At 39.1% G+C, this 15,424-nt stretch carries 12 protein-coding genes; 5 read left to right on the top strand and 7 right to left on the bottom strand.

Annotated elements, in window-relative coordinates; translation table 11 throughout:
* Positions 1-38: 38 nt before the first annotated feature.
* Positions 39-2,939: an ATP-binding protein gene (locus EXM22_RS09915; protein WP_149486368.1), complete on the bottom strand. Its 2,901-nt coding sequence runs from the start codon at positions 2,937-2,939 to the stop codon at positions 39-41.
* Between the two features lie 212 nt (positions 2,940-3,151).
* Here EXM22_RS09915 and EXM22_RS09910 point away from each other — a divergent pair, with 212 nt between their 5' ends.
* Positions 3,152-4,393 carry a response regulator gene (locus EXM22_RS09910; protein ID WP_168203442.1) on the top strand — a complete coding sequence of 414 codons (1,242 nt, stop codon included), beginning with the start codon at positions 3,152-3,154 and terminating at the stop codon, positions 4,391-4,393.
* Positions 4,394-4,441: 48 nt separating this feature from the next.
* Here EXM22_RS09910 and EXM22_RS09905 read toward each other — a convergent pair whose 3' ends face one another.
* From EXM22_RS09905 to EXM22_RS09890, 4 genes are all read right to left on the bottom strand, one after another.
* Positions 4,442-5,470, bottom strand: a complete 1,029-nt coding sequence (locus tag EXM22_RS09905) for a response regulator (RefSeq protein ID WP_149486366.1) — start codon at positions 5,468-5,470, stop codon at positions 4,442-4,444.
* 322 nt (positions 5,471-5,792) lie between these two features.
* Positions 5,793-6,122 carry a hypothetical protein gene (locus tag EXM22_RS09900; protein WP_149486365.1) on the bottom strand — a complete coding sequence of 110 codons (330 nt, stop codon included), beginning with the start codon at positions 6,120-6,122 and terminating at the stop codon, positions 5,793-5,795.
* 149 nt (positions 6,123-6,271) lie between these two features.
* Positions 6,272-7,471, bottom strand: a complete 1,200-nt coding sequence (locus EXM22_RS09895; protein WP_149486364.1) for a CaiB/BaiF CoA transferase family protein — start codon at positions 7,469-7,471, stop codon at positions 6,272-6,274.
* 59 nt (positions 7,472-7,530) lie between these two features.
* Positions 7,531-8,337 (bottom strand): enoyl-CoA hydratase-related protein, encoded by an 807-nt coding sequence (locus EXM22_RS09890; protein ID WP_149486363.1) that lies wholly within the window; start codon positions 8,335-8,337, stop codon positions 7,531-7,533.
* Between the two features lie 236 nt (positions 8,338-8,573).
* Here EXM22_RS09890 and EXM22_RS09885 point away from each other — a divergent pair, with 236 nt between their 5' ends.
* From EXM22_RS09885 to EXM22_RS09870, 4 genes are all read left to right on the top strand, one after another.
* Positions 8,574-9,782, top strand: coding sequence for a GntR family transcriptional regulator (locus EXM22_RS09885; RefSeq protein ID WP_149486362.1), 1,209 nt, complete (start codon positions 8,574-8,576; stop codon positions 9,780-9,782).
* A gap of 45 nt (positions 9,783-9,827) precedes the next feature.
* Positions 9,828-10,253, top strand: coding sequence for a GlcG/HbpS family heme-binding protein (locus EXM22_RS09880; protein ID WP_149486361.1), 426 nt, complete (start codon positions 9,828-9,830; stop codon positions 10,251-10,253).
* Between the two features lie 71 nt (positions 10,254-10,324).
* On the top strand, positions 10,325-11,845 hold the full coding sequence (locus tag EXM22_RS09875; protein ID WP_168203441.1) for a sensor domain-containing diguanylate cyclase: 1,521 nt from the start codon (positions 10,325-10,327) through the stop codon (positions 11,843-11,845).
* Positions 11,846-12,493: 648 nt separating this feature from the next.
* Complete coding sequence (locus EXM22_RS09870; RefSeq protein WP_149486359.1) at positions 12,494-13,381, top strand: fructose bisphosphate aldolase; 888 nt, start codon at positions 12,494-12,496, stop codon at positions 13,379-13,381.
* Between the two features lie 154 nt (positions 13,382-13,535).
* On the opposite strand, the gene EXM22_RS09865 is transcribed toward EXM22_RS09870, so the two are convergent.
* Entirely contained in the window at positions 13,536-14,468 is a 933-nt protein-coding gene (locus EXM22_RS09865) for a transketolase family protein (RefSeq protein ID WP_149486358.1), read from the bottom strand.
* Entirely contained in the window at positions 14,468-15,331 is an 864-nt protein-coding gene (locus EXM22_RS09860) for a transketolase (protein ID WP_149486357.1), read from the bottom strand. Before EXM22_RS09860 ends, EXM22_RS09865 begins: the two co-directional genes overlap by 1 nt.
* Positions 15,332-15,424: the final 93 nt, after the last annotated feature.

The following is a 15,424-nucleotide window of genomic DNA, read 5'->3' as shown; positions in this document are numbered from 1 at the left end:
CCTTTAACAATAGAATACCGATCAAATCCTCCAGATTGTTATGAGTTCTCATTAGATAAAATGTCTCCTACTTTATCAAGCAAGTCTTCCAGAGCCGGTATATCAAATTGAGTGAGTGCATCTTTTATGGGAAGAGAATAGGGTTTTGTTTCATCTTCACATTTCTCCAATATAGGTAGAGCATTTTCTATGTCACTTATGATTCTTAGGTCTATAGCTCTTCTTAGATTCTCTGTTTCTTCTGTATTTAGGAGAGAAAGGTTGAGCTTGTTATTCATCGTGATCAATTGGAGACCGCTTAATATACTGATTATAGCATAGAGACGTTTTATCTCTGACATACCCATTGTGATTATATTGAATTTTTCTTCATCATTTATCTTAAGAAAGTTCTGATGTTCCACCATAAAAATGGTTCTTTTTCTTTCTTCTGAAGAAAGTTTCCGGTTTGGTTCTCCATAGATAATTTTTAGAGCATATTTACTATTTTCGGGAGTAAGAGAAGAAAGGGGAAGAAATCTAATTCCATGTTGATTCCCAAATTTTTTCATATTTTCATTTAAAATGGAGGTATCTGCATAACACTGTAAACTGTTTTCAATTGAGATTTTCTGATGGTAACGCAGTTGTTGATGTGTTTCCGCGTTACTCCTTTTTAGAGGTAGCTTCATGGTAAAACGGCAACCAGTTCCTATATCGCTGGAGAGCTTTATTGATCCGCCCATGAGGGTAATAAATTTTTCTGTAATTGCTAATCCCAGCCCTGTTCCTTCATACTTTCTATTATTGTTTTTTTCGCTTTGCTCAAAAGTATCGAATATTTTCTGCTGATCTTTTGTAGCTATTCCAATACCGCTATCCTCAATGCTTATGATAAGGGTTTGAGTGTTTTCATTGTATTTTAAAAGGATTTTTACACAGCCCCTATGAGTAAATTTGAGGGCATTATTGATCAAGTTAATAAAAATCTGCTGAACACGCAGTCCATCCATCACTAATGTTCGAGGGATTGGAGTTATGCCTCTTATTTCAAAATCGATTCTCTTTTCGCTGAATTGAAAACAGAACATGTCATACACTTCTTGAAAAAATGGTTTTGTTTCGACCGATGCCAGGACGATCTCCATTCTTCCTGCTTCAATCTTGGAAAAATCCAAAACTGTATTGATTAGTTTTTTTAAAACATTGCTGCTGTTGATAATACTTTCTAAATGACTTTGTGGTACAGGATCGGCAATATAATCTTTCAGCAGTGTGGAAAACCCTAATATTGCATTCAAGGGTGTGCGGAATTCATGACTCATATTAGCAACAAAAGAACTCTTTTGAATGGATGCTTTCTCTGCATTATCGCGAGCCTCTATGAGGGAATTCTTAGCCTGCACCATTGCAGTGATGTCTAAGCAGAACAGGGCTATACCCCTGGCTTTGATACTTTTATCCTCATATGAGACAAAATTAAGAATAGTGTGAATTATCTCTTCATCCGTTGGATTAAAGTCGACACGAACACCTCTGTTACCCCCTCCTTCATCCATGGCTTTCATGGCCATCTTAATAGGGATACCCTGATCCTCCGGAAATACAGTCTCGAAAGGAGATCCCAAAACTTCTTTTTTGGAACGAAAGAGAATATCTTTCCAGTAGGGATTGATGTATTGAATTACATAGTCTTGATCTAGAATCAAAACGCCGTATTCGGCATGATCGGCTACAGTTTGAAAAATCCCGGCTTTAGCCATGGCATCTCTATGATCCGTTGCATCAAACAATAGGGCCGTTACGCCGGTTATCTCACCATTATCATAAAGTGGAGAGAATGCTGTATCCATAAAGATGGGCGCGCCTTCCGGAAGATGGAAAATGATCTCTGTTTTTACTGTCTGCCCCTTAAATGCTGATTCTATTTGATTCAGGATAGGCATGCCGGATGTGTCATTCTCATCTCTTACCAGGACTTCCGGTTCATCTTTCTTAATTTTGACACCATAGGTCTCCCTCATGAACAGGGCGTGTCGTGTATTGAAAAATCTGTATTTTAAATCCTTGTCCAGAGAAAATATACTCACCTCAAAGGAGGAGTCAATAATTGACGAAAATTCGGCTCCTGTTTGTTCCAGGAGTTCAGAGGTGGTGTTAAGTGATACCTCCAGTTTTTGTTTGGTGACTTCCAGTTCTTTGTTTTGCTTCACACTCTCCGTTGTGTCCGTCATAAGGCAAAGATATGTTTGTGAATTGTCCTGATTGTCCCTGATTGGATTTAAAATAATATGAAAATATCTGATACCCATAGGAGTAGATACACGCTGTCCTTCTAAAGAATAGTAAAAACCGGTTGCTTTGATAGATTCCAATGCTTCTCCAAAGAGCCGTGAAAGCTCTTCAGAAAAACAATAAGTATAGCTTTCACCGAGGATTTCAGTCTCAGTAATATTAAAATAGCTTTCCATCCTTGGGTTCCAAAGAGATATGGATGGAGTATTTTCCAAATAGTCAAATACGAATACTCCAGTAGGAAGACGTTTGATCAGAGTGGAATGGAAAAGATTTTGCTGTTTATACTCCCTCTTTTTTAACTCTTGATTGGTGATATTCGTTAATATGCATATACTTGAACTCATGCCCATCTCAGAGAAATAGGGAATGGCTGTGAGTTTGTAATAGTGCAGGGATAAAGAAGATTCTACTTCCAAAATATTCTGGACAACCTTCTGTTGTTCAAAACTGCTGTGTACAGCATTGGCAATAGGCATTAAAGGAGGAGGTAGTATCTGGTCTATGGATTGGTTACCAATTTCTTTAAAGTCCTGAGAGTTTAGTTGAATAAAGTTTTCAAATGATTGATTTTGGTACTCAATTCGAAAATTTTTATCAATGACTACAACAAGGTCATGAATTGTATTCATGATTCTTGATAGCAGCGTTTGGTTTAAATCCATAAATATTCCCTTGTTTCAATGAAAAAAACGTTTCTTTGAGGATTGGTTTTGGGTTCATTGAATTATAGTTCATTACACACTGTTCCTGCAATCTTCTCAATTTTCCTCATTTGCATTTCCAAATCGGAAGAGAATCCAGGATTGAATAAAATGCATCCCCCTCCTATTATGTATAATTGGGAAGGCAATGTTCCTACAGGAGGCTGATGATAATGGAAGATAAAAATGTTCTTGCTGTTGATGATACCCCTGAGAATCTGAAACTTCTGGGACACATTCTAAGTGATAAGTACAGTCTGAATTTCGCGACAAATGGAGCCAAAGCACTTGAACTGGTCAGCATAAAAAAGCCTGACTTGATTCTACTGGATATTATGATGCCAGAGATGGACGGCTTCGAGGTTTGCAAAATTCTGAAAAGCAAACCTGAAACCAGTGAGATTCCTGTAGTTTTTCTTACGGCAAAATCTGACAGAGAGAGTGTGATTCGTGGGCTCAGCTTGGGTGCCGTTGATTACCTGATCAAACCTTTTGAGAAAGATGATGTTCTTATTAGGATTCAGAAAATATTTCAGGAAAGTAGTGTTGTACCAGATTCGAGGGGAAGTCATGCTGCTAAAATAAGCTCTGAAGGTACATCTGAATTGCAGGACATGTTTATTCAAAATCGTTTCTTTTGTTATGACACCTGCATGGTGAAATTGAGACAGGGACTCTTAAAAGATGTTAAAAAGTTCCGAAATGAACTTCAAGAAACTTTTCAGCCTTTTCTTTTAGCAAAAGAGTATATAAGAAAGATTGAAGAACTTCTAATTACAAAAAAGATACGAATATCTAAAAAATATTTAGATAATAAAAAAATATTGAGAACACTCAATGATCTTCAGAAGATCCGTGTTAGTTCTGAAATGCAGAACGCATTCAGTTCGATCAATGATGCTATAGAACACTCCGATAAAAGGCTGACAGCCTTTAGTAAGTTACTCATTGTAGATACTCCTCATTACGGGAAAGAAGAGATCCTCTTTTCAAAATGGATGAGTAGTTTTCTTGAATCATATAATCTTGAAATCAATTTTACCCAAAACGCAGCGGATGAATCGTACATAACAGGGAATTCTTTCCTGTTAAATCAGATATTCCTAGCCCTTATTGATAATTCTTGGGATAATCAAAAAGGTCATTTGACGGCAGAAGATGTTTTAATTTCTGTTACTCAGAAGGGTAAAATGCTCATGATTCTCTACTCAGACAATGGAGCCGCGCCATTGTCCACTCAGGAGAGTCTTCTCATTTTCACAGAAGGCTATACAACTAAAGATGATCGAAAAGGAATGGGATTGTCAGCGGTGCGTTATATTCTTAAAAATTATTTTAATGGAGATATACAGGTTATAGATAATGCCAGGAGTTTTTGTCTGGAGCTCCGTATTCCATATCACAATCAACTATGAATTTCTTTGGGAACCATATAGTTTCCGGATGTAAAAATATAAGGTGTTTTATAACCTTCCGTATTTTTCCATACCCTGTAAAATTTTGGGCTTTATAGACAAAAATAGATCCACTAGACGAGGATCAAAATAAGTACCGGACATCTTTTTTATCTCTTCAAAAGATCGGTCTGAAGTCCATTCTTCTTTATATGGTCTTTTTACAGTAAGAGCATCAAAAACATCGGTTATGGCTACGATTCTGGCTGATTCCGGTATTTCTTCACCACTTATTCCTGTGGGGTATCCTGTACCGTTCCACCGCTCATGGTGATATAAGGCTATTTCGGCTGCCATTTTAAAAAGCGGTGTCTGGCTTTGTGAGAGAATATCGTATCCAATTTGTGTATGAGCCTGCATGAACCTCTGTTCTTCTTCATTTAATTTTCCCGGTTTCTTGAGTATATTATCTGAAATCCCAATTTTCCCTGTATCATGCATGGAGGCCGCCAATTTCATATATTGAATATCTTTTTTTGCCCAGCCTGCTTCCATTGCTAATAATGCTGAATAATGAGCCATTCTCCAGATATGCTTATTCATGCTACCATCATTTACATGTCCGGCAATGCCCAGCATGGAGACTGCAGCTTTCTGTACTTCTCTGAGTTCCCGGGTTTTTTTTCTGATTTCCATTTCCCAGGCTTTTTTCTGGTTGTGTACCTTTAAAACATTGTTCACCCGTGTCTTTACCAGTGTCGGGTTAATGGGTTTGGTTATAAACTCAGCTCCACCCATTTCAAATGCTTTTTTTTCGGTATTAACATCAGCGGCACCAGTTATGAAGATAACAGGGATCTTTGCAGTTTCCTTGACTGATTTTAGTCTCTTGCAAACTTCAAAGCCATCCATTTCCAGCATGACTATATCTAGAATGATAACATCGGGCTGTATCTGTTTCGCTTTTTCAAGAGCAATTAAACCATTTTGAGCAAAACTCAATTCAAAATCATCTTTGAAGATATACCCTAGTAAACGTAAACTTTCTGCCTCATCATCTACAATCAGGGCTTTCCATCTATTGCTATTTAAATTCATATACTTCCTGTATTTTCATTTAAGATAATTTATCTAGACTTTTTTATTAGCTTGGCCTACTTAATGACTAATGTATAGTCTCCGGACAGCCTGTATACAAATCTAAGTTCTTATATATTACAAATATAGTCATAAATGGCAGATATTCTGTAAATAATAATTATATGGTTAAAGTAATTATGCAAATAATACTGGTCTTCGACAACTTGTTTTTAAAAAAAGTCAGTATCTTTCTAAGAAAGCTATGAGGAATCAACTTGTAAAAGAAGACTTTTACTTTACTTTTGAGAAAAGACTGGTGAAAATCCAGTAGAAATGGATACTACTTCTTTTTTTTTGTTTTTTTCAGCTCTTTTTTCGTGCCTTTTAACAGACTTTTGTATGAGAATCTTGCAATTTTATATCGCCATCTGGTAATAGGATTCCGTGTCCTCTTAATCATAATTTCAATATTGGTCATGTTCAGTTTGAGAATACCCTTTTGCACATTTGGTTTGAGATTCTTAAATGCTTTGCTCCCTGGAGCCTGACCCGATTGTAAAAAGGCTGTAAGAGCCTTTCTATCGGAGCCAGATAACAGTTTGAGTATATTTTTGAGTTGTTTTTCCTGTGCGTTTTGTATTTCTTTTTTTATTTCAGCTGTTAGTTTCAATGGTTCACTCTCCATAGGAAGGATTTCTGTTTATTTTCAAGCAGAGATAATACAATATAAAAGGGAAAGGAAAAAGAGACATCCATTTTGTGGATATAAAGTTCTAAAAAGAGATGCCTCATTTAGTCTCATGGTCTAGAAGCTGTGCATTAGCCGAAGACCCCTTCTTGAACAAGAGACTCAATTTCAGAAGTAGAGTACCCTATTTCACTCAAAATATCCTTCGTATTCTCACCTAAACCGGGAGCGTGTGTAGGGGATACGGGTTTCGTTCCATGAAGGCGAACAGGAGTTCCCAATAGCTTTAAGGAACCTGTCCCCGGGTGATCTACATCAACCAGCATCTTATTTGCTTTAGTTTGAGGATCTTTAATTGCTTCTGAAAAAGATCGTACTTCTGTGCACAATACAGCTTTTGCCTCTAGTTGGTTCACCCATTCCTGTGTTGTTTTAGTCAAAAAGAATCTTTCAAGATAAGAATTCAATTCTTTTTTATTCTTCATTCTATCTTCAACAGTAATGAAACGAGGATCTTTTGAAAGATCATCAAGACCCATGGCCAGGGAGATGTCCCGCAGAGAATCTTCAGAAAAAACCGGGGAGACTTCAATAAAACCATTGCTGGTCTTAAATATTTTATTGATGGCAGATTCTGTCTTCCCAATACCTGTGTGGCTATCAATAGAATCAGGATTCAACTGCGTTGTTCCTTCCCATGAATTGGCGTGGAGAGCAACGCTATACAAGTCGGTTGTGACCTGCTGTCCCTCACCGGTTTTTTCCCGGGATTGCAATGCCATTAAAATTCCAATTGTCAGCATGAGTCCTGCTGGATAGTCTGCAGACATCCCCATGGCTTCCGGGAGCTTGTTGGTATCCGGATTATTAAACCATCCTGTCGCAGCTCGTGCCAGCATATCATGGCCGCTGCGTCTCTGATCTACATAGGGTCCTGAATCTCCCCAGCCTGAGGAATAAGCATAAATCAATCGGGGATTTAGTTCTTTCAAATCATCATATCCCAAGCCCAGTTTTTCCATTACTGCTGGGCGAAAATTATGCATCAAAATGTCTGCCGATTTTAAGAGTTTCAGGATAATTTTCTTGCCTGATGCTGACTTCAAGTCCAATGTGATGCTACGTTTATTTCGGTTAAGACCGGCAAAAGGGAGGCTTATATCACCGGCATAGGGGCCCCAGTGCCGGCTCCAATCTCCAAAATTAGGGCGTTCCACCTTGATCACATCCGCACCGTAGTCCGCGAGTAGTTGAGATCCTACAGGACCCTGATAAACGTGGCTGAAATCAATGATCTTTATCCCACTCAAGGCACTCATTTCTTTTAACATGTTTTAATCTCCAAGTAGTCAATGCTTTTGAATCTATTTTATGGTTCAATTTTGGCGGTTCACGATTTAGGGTTTGTCCACAAAGGAGTCCTTTTCTCTGAGAATGCCCGAGGTCCTTCCAAATAATCTTCAGATTCCCGTAACATGCGAACCCTATGGAGTCCTTCCATCTGATCGGCTGCCACTTTAGGATGAAGCTGACCTGTTTCTGAGACAACCTGCTTGGCTGCTTGTAGAGCATGAGGGGAGCAGGCCAAGACATCGGTCACCCAACGCTCTACAACGGATGAGAGATCCTGAGCTGTGGCCACTTCATTTACCAATCCCATACGATACATTTCGCCGGCTGAGAATATTTTTCCTGTCAGAATCATACCCATAGCCAGGTGATGAGGAATCCTCCTGGTTATCTGAACCACTCCTCCGGCATCTGCCAGAAGACCACGGCGTGCTTCGGGTAATCCGAACCTCGCTGTATCCGAAGCGATTATAATGTCGCAACCAAGGACAATTTCCAGTCCTCCTCCCATGGCATAGCCATTCACCTCTGCAATAATCGGTTTGAAGCAGTTGACCGGGGTATAGTTTGGATGCTCATCGGATTGACGCAAGGCGCTGTCATCAGACACATTGACTCTGTATTTGAGATCGTCTCCCACGCAAAAGGCTTTTTCACCTGCTCCCCTGATTATGGCAACCCAAAGATGGGAATCATCTCTAAAATCTGTCCAAACAGCATTTAATTCTGCCGTTGCAGGGGGATGCAGGGCATTGAGTACATCTGGTCTATTCAGTGTTATCCGGGCAATATGATCTTCTTTCTCATACTTTATATATTTTAAGTCCATTTCAAGTCCTTCACTCATGTTGTCAGAGCAGATAGTTATGTTTCAATATTTAATGTTATATACATAGAAGAATATAATGATATAACATTATGGATGTGAGTTTGAAAATCTGTCAAGATTTTTATATAAATACGATACATTTCATATTTTTGAATACTGTTATGAACTGCTGAATTGTCTTATAATGATAAAGATCATGGCAGAATGAATTGCTACTGAGTTATAGGATCTGAATTTTTTTTAGGAGTCAATCATTGGCTAAAACAAAAACCCCTCCTTTATATCAAATCATCTTTGATGATCTCTATGAGAAAATACAAAAGGGCGTTTATAAAACCGGGGATAAGATTCCAACAGAAAAAGAGTTAATGGTACAGTATGGGACCAGTCGAATCACAGCTTCACGGGCTGTGATTGAACTAGAAAAGAAGAATTATGTTCGTCGGCAGAAAGCGGCCGGTTCCTTTGTGACTCCTCAAAGCATGTGGGAAGAAAATAGTAAAAACCCGATGAAAAACATTCAGCCTTCAGTCGCAGTTATTATTCCTTCTTCCACATCCAATATATACATTGAAATGGAGGTCCTTCAGGGTATCGGCATTTCCTGCAGAAATCTGGGATTCTCCCTGAACTTGTACACCAATGAATCAGATGAAACAACGATGAAATCACCCTATGACTTTGAAAAACAACTAATTTCAGAATTGATCGAAAAAGGGTTTGTTGGAGCCATCATCTTCCCCAGTTCATCAAATGAAAGCCCTGAAATATATAATCTAATGATCCGGAAGAATTTTCCATTTGTTCTATTGGATAGAAAGGTCTTTGGTGTTGAAGCACCATTGGTGTCATCGGATAATAAAAACGGCTTTTATTCCATTGTTCAATACGTCATATCAAAAGGACATAAGAGGATTGCCTTTGTCTCTGGAAATACTCATGAGTCCAGTAGCCGAGTCGAGAGGTTTTATGGGTACATAAAGGCTATGAATGATTATAAAATGGAAGTGAAAGAACAATTCATCATCCATAAGCTCTTTCCTGAAAACCTGAACCATCAGTATTACAGTGATTTGGAAAGTAAAACTCTTTACAATCAGAATGCTATTAAGGCGATGCTGGAACAGTTCTTTTCCAATGAAAATCCTCCCACTGCCATAGTGGCCACAAATGACTATATTGCGCTGAATATAATGAGTGTTGCCGGCAGCCTCGGTTATCAAATTCCAGAGGATATTTCTATAGCCGGTTTTGACCAGTTGTCTATCGGTGAATTGATTACGCCTCAAATTGCCACGGTGGCTCAGGATTATCTGATTATGGGCCAGGAATCTGTCAAATTATTGAATCAGATCATCCATAACCCTCATAAAAAAGTACACGATGTTGTCATCTCAACAACACTGATTCCCGGTAGGTCCATCAAGGAATTTAAGATCCATGATAATATGGATGGTCTATAGAAAATATGCAAACCGGAAGACAGAGATCATTGATACGGAGATTTTATGAAAAAAGTTCTTGCCCTTACGCCAGAAGATGCCCTAACCATGATGAAAGCTGCTGAGTTGAAAGCTAAGGAAATCGGGGTGGATATGGATATTGCCATTACTGATTCTAATGGAAGCCTTCTGATGTTCCACAGAATGGAATATGGTAAGATTGCGAGCATCGATATTGCCATTAATAAGGCTTTTACCGCAGCGGCACAGCGAAAATCAACGCGTGCATATGGTGAGATCAGTCAACCCGGTGGGCCGACTTATGGAATTGAGTCTAGTAATCAGGGGCGGTTTACCATATTCGCAGGGGGGGTGCCACTCTTTGTTGAAGGGCAAATTGTTGGTGCTATCGGCTGCAGTTCCGGTACTCCTGATCAGGATGAGGCTGTGGCGCAGGCAGGACTGGAGGCTATAAAGGCTTCATTGTCTTAGATTCCTATTTAAAAATGCTTAGATATTCTGTTCAGCGGTTAAGCTTAATATATGAGGAGTCATTTGGCATTATGAAAAAAATTTTGAAACCCCTTCTACTAACCGTTTTCCCCCTTATTTTTATAATGACATATGTTGTCGTGTTCAAATATATGTCTGCTACTGAAGAGAAAATCATGGACAATTATATCGATAAGCTAAGATACGAGTATGATATTATTGTTTCTGAATATACAAACATGGCCAATTTTATCAATTTGAATCAAATCCAGAAAGAGAGTGTTTTAGAAGTACTCTATGATGCGTCCTTAACTGAGGATGAGCTTGTAAAAAATGAATTGAGAGCAACACTTCTAAGGCAACTATCTCCTTTGTATAACAATTTAAAGACTTTTAATTTCCGCCAGCTTCATTTTCACACCGCAGATAATTTGAGTTTTTTGCGTTTTCATAAACCTGAAACCTATGGGGACGACTTAATGGGAATCAGGTTGTCCGTTGAATATGTTAATAGAGAGAAAAAAAGTATTTCTGGTTTTGAAGAGGGGCGCATTTTTAATGGTTATCGGAATCTTTATCCTCTGATGTATAATGAAAAGCATATTGGATCAGTAGAAATCAGCATCTCCATAGCTGCCATTATTGATCAGATAGCTAATCTTTATCATCAGGAATCACAGTTTATTCTACTGAAGTCTGTGGTTTTGGAAAAAGTCTTTAGTAGTGAACAATCAAATTATTCCGAGTGGACAATTGATCCTCGATTTGTGTTAGATAAGGGTCTGGTTGAGAACTATTCACTAGCAGACCATATCCTGAAAAAGGACTCAGACAGAATAGCAAAATCTCTGAGTAGTAGTTTATTAGATGGAGAACCTTTTTCAATCGAAGTTAACTATGACCAGGAAAAGAGAGTTTTATCCTTTCTTCCTATTCGTAACTTTACCGGAAATACTGTAGCCTATCTTTTTTTAAACTCTGACAATGAACGACTTGTTGAACTCAGAAGATCATTTTGGCTTATCACATCTTCCTTTCTTTGCCTCATTGTTTTATTGGCTTTTATAGTTGTTTACTCTACTTATACTGGCAGACGCATAAAATACATGGCATTTAATGATCAGTTGACCGGAATCTCTTCAAGGAGGATGATTTTAACAAAGTTAAAAGAGGAGTATCTTAGATCCAAACGTTATGGCACTGTCTTTTCCATTTGTATGATTGATATAGACCATTTTAAAAATGTTAATGATACCTATGGACACATGATCGGTGATCATGTTCTCAAAGAATTGGCAACTGTGGTCATAAAAAATATTAGATCTACGGATCATTTCGGTCGATATGGTGGAGAAGAATTTATATTGATTTTACTAGAAACAGAAGGCGATGCTGCTCTCCATTTTTTAGATGATTTAAGGTTGAAAATTGCACAGCATCAGTTTGCAACCATAGGAAATTTAACAATCAGTGGCGGTATTGCTACATACACTCATAAGTATGAATGCTCTGAAGATTTGATTGATGATGCCGATAAAAATCTTTATCTAGCAAAAAAGAATGGCCGCAACCAAGTTGTTTTTGAGGTTTAGGCAAATGGTTTGGGGTTTGGGGGTATAAAAGAATCTGATCTAGTCATCCAAAACTGCATTCAGGCTGCCTTCTCTGGCTTTTCTGATGATGAAATAAAATCATAACAATAACAATATAAGGAATCATGTCTGCAGTACTTGTCATTTGTTTAGCTTTCTGGTAGTATACAATCATTCACTTACTAGTAAGCGAATATAATATTGAAAAGTTGTATGCCTCATCCACTGAGGTAGAACTATATAGGTTTGTTTTGTTTTCCTACTTTGTAGCGATTATATTATTTTTTTCAATTTACCTTTGGGTATGGATTGAAAACAGGTATGTAGTTGAGATTTTGAACAAATCAAGCCAGACGAGAAATCAGAATGATACGGTTAATTCTTAGGTCATTACCCTTAATGGGCGAGACTCACTGCCTCTCTATGCTGGAGAGGTTTTTTTTCGTTCAAAATCTTTTTCAGATTTAAGATTCCTAGAGCCGTTTGTCTGTTTCAAGAATATTTTGTTTTGAAAAGACTGTTTGGATCATAGATTCTTTCCATCGAAGAAAAACTGAGGTATTTCTGTATATAATCCAAGGAATTAAACATTTACCATCCATAATTGGTTATCTTTAAATAAAGACCAAACTTGATGGAGGTACTTTTATGAATCTGACTCAGATGGAACGAATGAAAAGTGGAAAAGGTTTTATTGCCGCTCTGGATCAAAGCGGAGGTAGTACACCGAAGGCCCTGGAAACATATGGCATTAAAAAAGATGCCTATTCCAACGATGAGGAGATGTTTCAATTGGTTCACCAGATGCGATCCCGCATTATGGAGAGTTCGGTGTTTAATAAAGACCGTATACTAGGGGCCATCCTTTTTGAAAAGACAATGGATTCCAGGGTAGATGGACTCCATAGCGCTGATTATCTTTGGGATAAGAAGGGTATCGTTACATTCTTGAAAGTTGATAAAGGACTGGCAGATCAGGAACAGGGGGTTCAGGTCATGAAACCCATTACCCATCTGGACGATCTACTGAAGCGGGCAAATGAGCGGCATGTTTTTGGAACAAAGATGCGATCTGTTATCAGGGAAGCCAATACTACCGGAATAAAAGCGCTTGTTGACCAGCAGTTTGAAATAGGACAAATCATCTCTAAAGCAGGTCTGGTTCCTATCATAGAACCGGAGGTTGATATCCATGCTCCTGATAAAGAAAAGGCAGAAATGGTCCTTAAAAATGAACTTATTAAACACTTAAAATCCCTGGATTCAAATACTCTTGTCATGCTGAAGTTAACCATTCCAGATGAGGATAATTTTTATGAAGAACTGACTTCATTCCCCAATGTTTTGAGGGTTGTCGCTTTATCCGGAGGCTATTCTCGAGAAGTTGCGAATCAAAAGCTGGCCAGGAACCATAATGTGATAGCCAGTTTTTCCAGAGCCTTATCTGAAGGGTTAAATGTAGATCAGAGTCCTCAGGAATTTAGTAAAATCCTCGATGGATCTATACAAAACATATATCAGGCATCGATAACTTAATAGGATTACTTTTGTATACCGGGTGCCGATGAAGAGCTTTTAACAAAATTATGGAGCTGGTTAAACAATGTCTCTTGCGTCACCAGCTACAGAATTATAAATCAATCCGGGGCTGGTTCACAGCCCCGGTTGTTCACTCAAATCATAGGGATCATTATTTTAATTTGACTAGAGCCTCGGCTTTAGCAACGACGGCCTTTGTACTGAGACCATATTTCTCCATCAGTTCCTCATAGGGCCCAGATTCAGTAAAACAGTCTTCTATTCCTACAAAGTCCATAGGAACGGGCTTGGACCTGACAAGAACTTCAGATACGGCACTTCCAAGTCCGCCATGGATGGAATGTTCTTCAACAGTCAGGAAACAGCCTGTTTTTTCAGCCGCTTCTGTAATTGTTTTTTTATCAATGGGCTTGATACTGCTTAGATCCAAGATCTGGGCTTTGATACCCTTTGAAGCAAGCTCTTCACAGGCTTCCATCGCTATAGGAACGGTTATCCCGCAGGCGCCTATGGTAATATCCGAACCTTCATTGAGGATCTCTGCTTTTCCGATTGTCAGAGCTTTCTTACCAACAAGAACCGGGCTTGGATTACGGCACATTCGTATATAAACAGGTCCTTCAATTTCAAGTGCCTGTTCCAGGGCTGCAGTCACATCATCAGCGTGAGCGGGAGCCAGTACGGTGAGATTAGGAAAAGCCCGCATGATGGCGATATCTGTAATAGACTGGTGGCTGGCACCATCAAAAGAGTCTGAAAGTCCAGAATAACCACCGGCAATAATCACATTCAGTTTATTGTAACAAACTACGTTTCTAATTTGATCGGTGGCTTTAAGAGCTAGAAAGATAGCAAAGGCACTGACCACAGGACGATATCCGCAAGTGGCCATTCCTGCAGCAATATCAACCATGTTTGCTTCGGCCACACCGACGTTGAAGAAGCGGTCGGGGTAGGCTTTTCCAAAGAGTCCGCTTCGAGTACTGGAAGATACATCAGCATCCAGAACCATTAATTTATCATTTGTTTTCCCCAGCTCTACCAGAGCAGCGCCGAAGGCATCACGCATTCCTATTTTTTCCATTATTTTTCCTCCCAGGTTGAAAGACCTTTTTCTAATTGGGGCAGTGCTTCACTAAAATGGTCATCTCCTACCGGAGCACCGTGCCAGGCATGATTGTCTTCCATAAAAGAGACTCCCTTCCCTTTAATTGTGTCATAGATAATGACACAGGGGCCCTGATCTTGCTGTGAAAGCCATTTGAATGAACTTTCTATATCATCCATATCATGACCATTGAAACTACGGTCAGCTACATTCCAATTAAAAGCTTTGAACTTATCTGCCAGAGGATCCAGAGGCATTATGTCTTTGGAGTGTCCATCCAGCTGTACTTTGTTGTAATCAACCAAGAGTACCAGGTCTTTTGGTGCAAATTTACCTGCGGCCATGATGGCTTCCCATGACTGACCTTCGTTGAGACAGCCTTCGCCTACTATTACATAGGTTTTAAAAGGGGATGACTGACGGGCTGCCATCAGACTCATTCCCAGACCCACTGATAAACCATGTCCCAGTGCTCCTGTTGACATTTCTACACCGGGAGTTTTGTTCATGCATGGATGTCCCTGGAGGGAACTGTTCAGATCGCGAAAAGTTTTGAGTGTTCCATCTTTCAGGTATCCTCTCTTTTCCAGTACTTCATAGAGCATGGGCGATGCATGGCCCTTACTCAAAACTAACCTGTCTCTGTTTTCCCAATCGGGATTTTCAGGCTGGATATTCATTTGTCTGAAATAGAGATAGGTGAGGATCTCTGCTACCGATGCTGACCCTCCCCAGTGACCTGTTCCCTTGTCATGGAGAGTTTTGATCACATCAATTCGGAACTGCTGTGCCAAAGCATGCAGTTCTCTGTTTGTTATTACTGCTAAATCTACTGCCATTTATTTATCCTTAACTTAGTCTATTCTCTGGTTATGGCCAGAGAACCTGTAATATGTTTACAAGATGAATCCAGCTCCCCTCGAGGTCCTGGA

The organism is Oceanispirochaeta crateris (genome assembly GCF_008329965.1).
GTDB lineage: Bacteria > Spirochaetota > Spirochaetia > DSM-2461 > DSM-2461 > Oceanispirochaeta > Oceanispirochaeta crateris.
The sequence above is the reverse complement of the archived record's forward strand: the minus strand, read 5'-3'. Positions and strand labels throughout refer to the sequence as shown.

Coding starts and splice junctions, on each gene's coding strand:
- EXM22_RS09915 (WP_149486368.1), bottom strand. CDS start 2,939: ATGGATTTAAACCAAACGCTGCTATCAAGAATCATGAATACAATTCAT.
- EXM22_RS09910 (WP_168203442.1), top strand. CDS start 3,152: ATGGAAGATAAAAATGTTCTTGCTGTTGATGATACCCCTGAGAATCTG.
- EXM22_RS09905 (WP_149486366.1), bottom strand. CDS start 5,470: ATGAATTTAAATAGCAATAGATGGAAAGCCCTGATTGTAGATGATGAG.
- EXM22_RS09895 (WP_149486364.1), bottom strand. CDS start 7,471: ATGTTAAAAGAAATGAGTGCCTTGAGTGGGATAAAGATCATTGATTTC.
- EXM22_RS09890 (WP_149486363.1), bottom strand. CDS start 8,337: ATGAGTGAAGGACTTGAAATGGACTTAAAATATATAAAGTATGAGAAA.
- EXM22_RS09880 (WP_149486361.1), top strand. CDS start 9,828: ATGAAAAAAGTTCTTGCCCTTACGCCAGAAGATGCCCTAACCATGATG.
- EXM22_RS09875 (WP_168203441.1), top strand. CDS start 10,325: ATGAAAAAAATTTTGAAACCCCTTCTACTAACCGTTTTCCCCCTTATT.
- EXM22_RS09870 (WP_149486359.1), top strand. CDS start 12,494: ATGAATCTGACTCAGATGGAACGAATGAAAAGTGGAAAAGGTTTTATT.
- EXM22_RS09865 (WP_149486358.1), bottom strand. CDS start 14,468: ATGGAAAAAATAGGAATGCGTGATGCCTTCGGCGCTGCTCTGGTAGAG.
- EXM22_RS09860 (WP_149486357.1), bottom strand. CDS start 15,331: ATGGCAGTAGATTTAGCAGTAATAACAAACAGAGAACTGCATGCTTTG.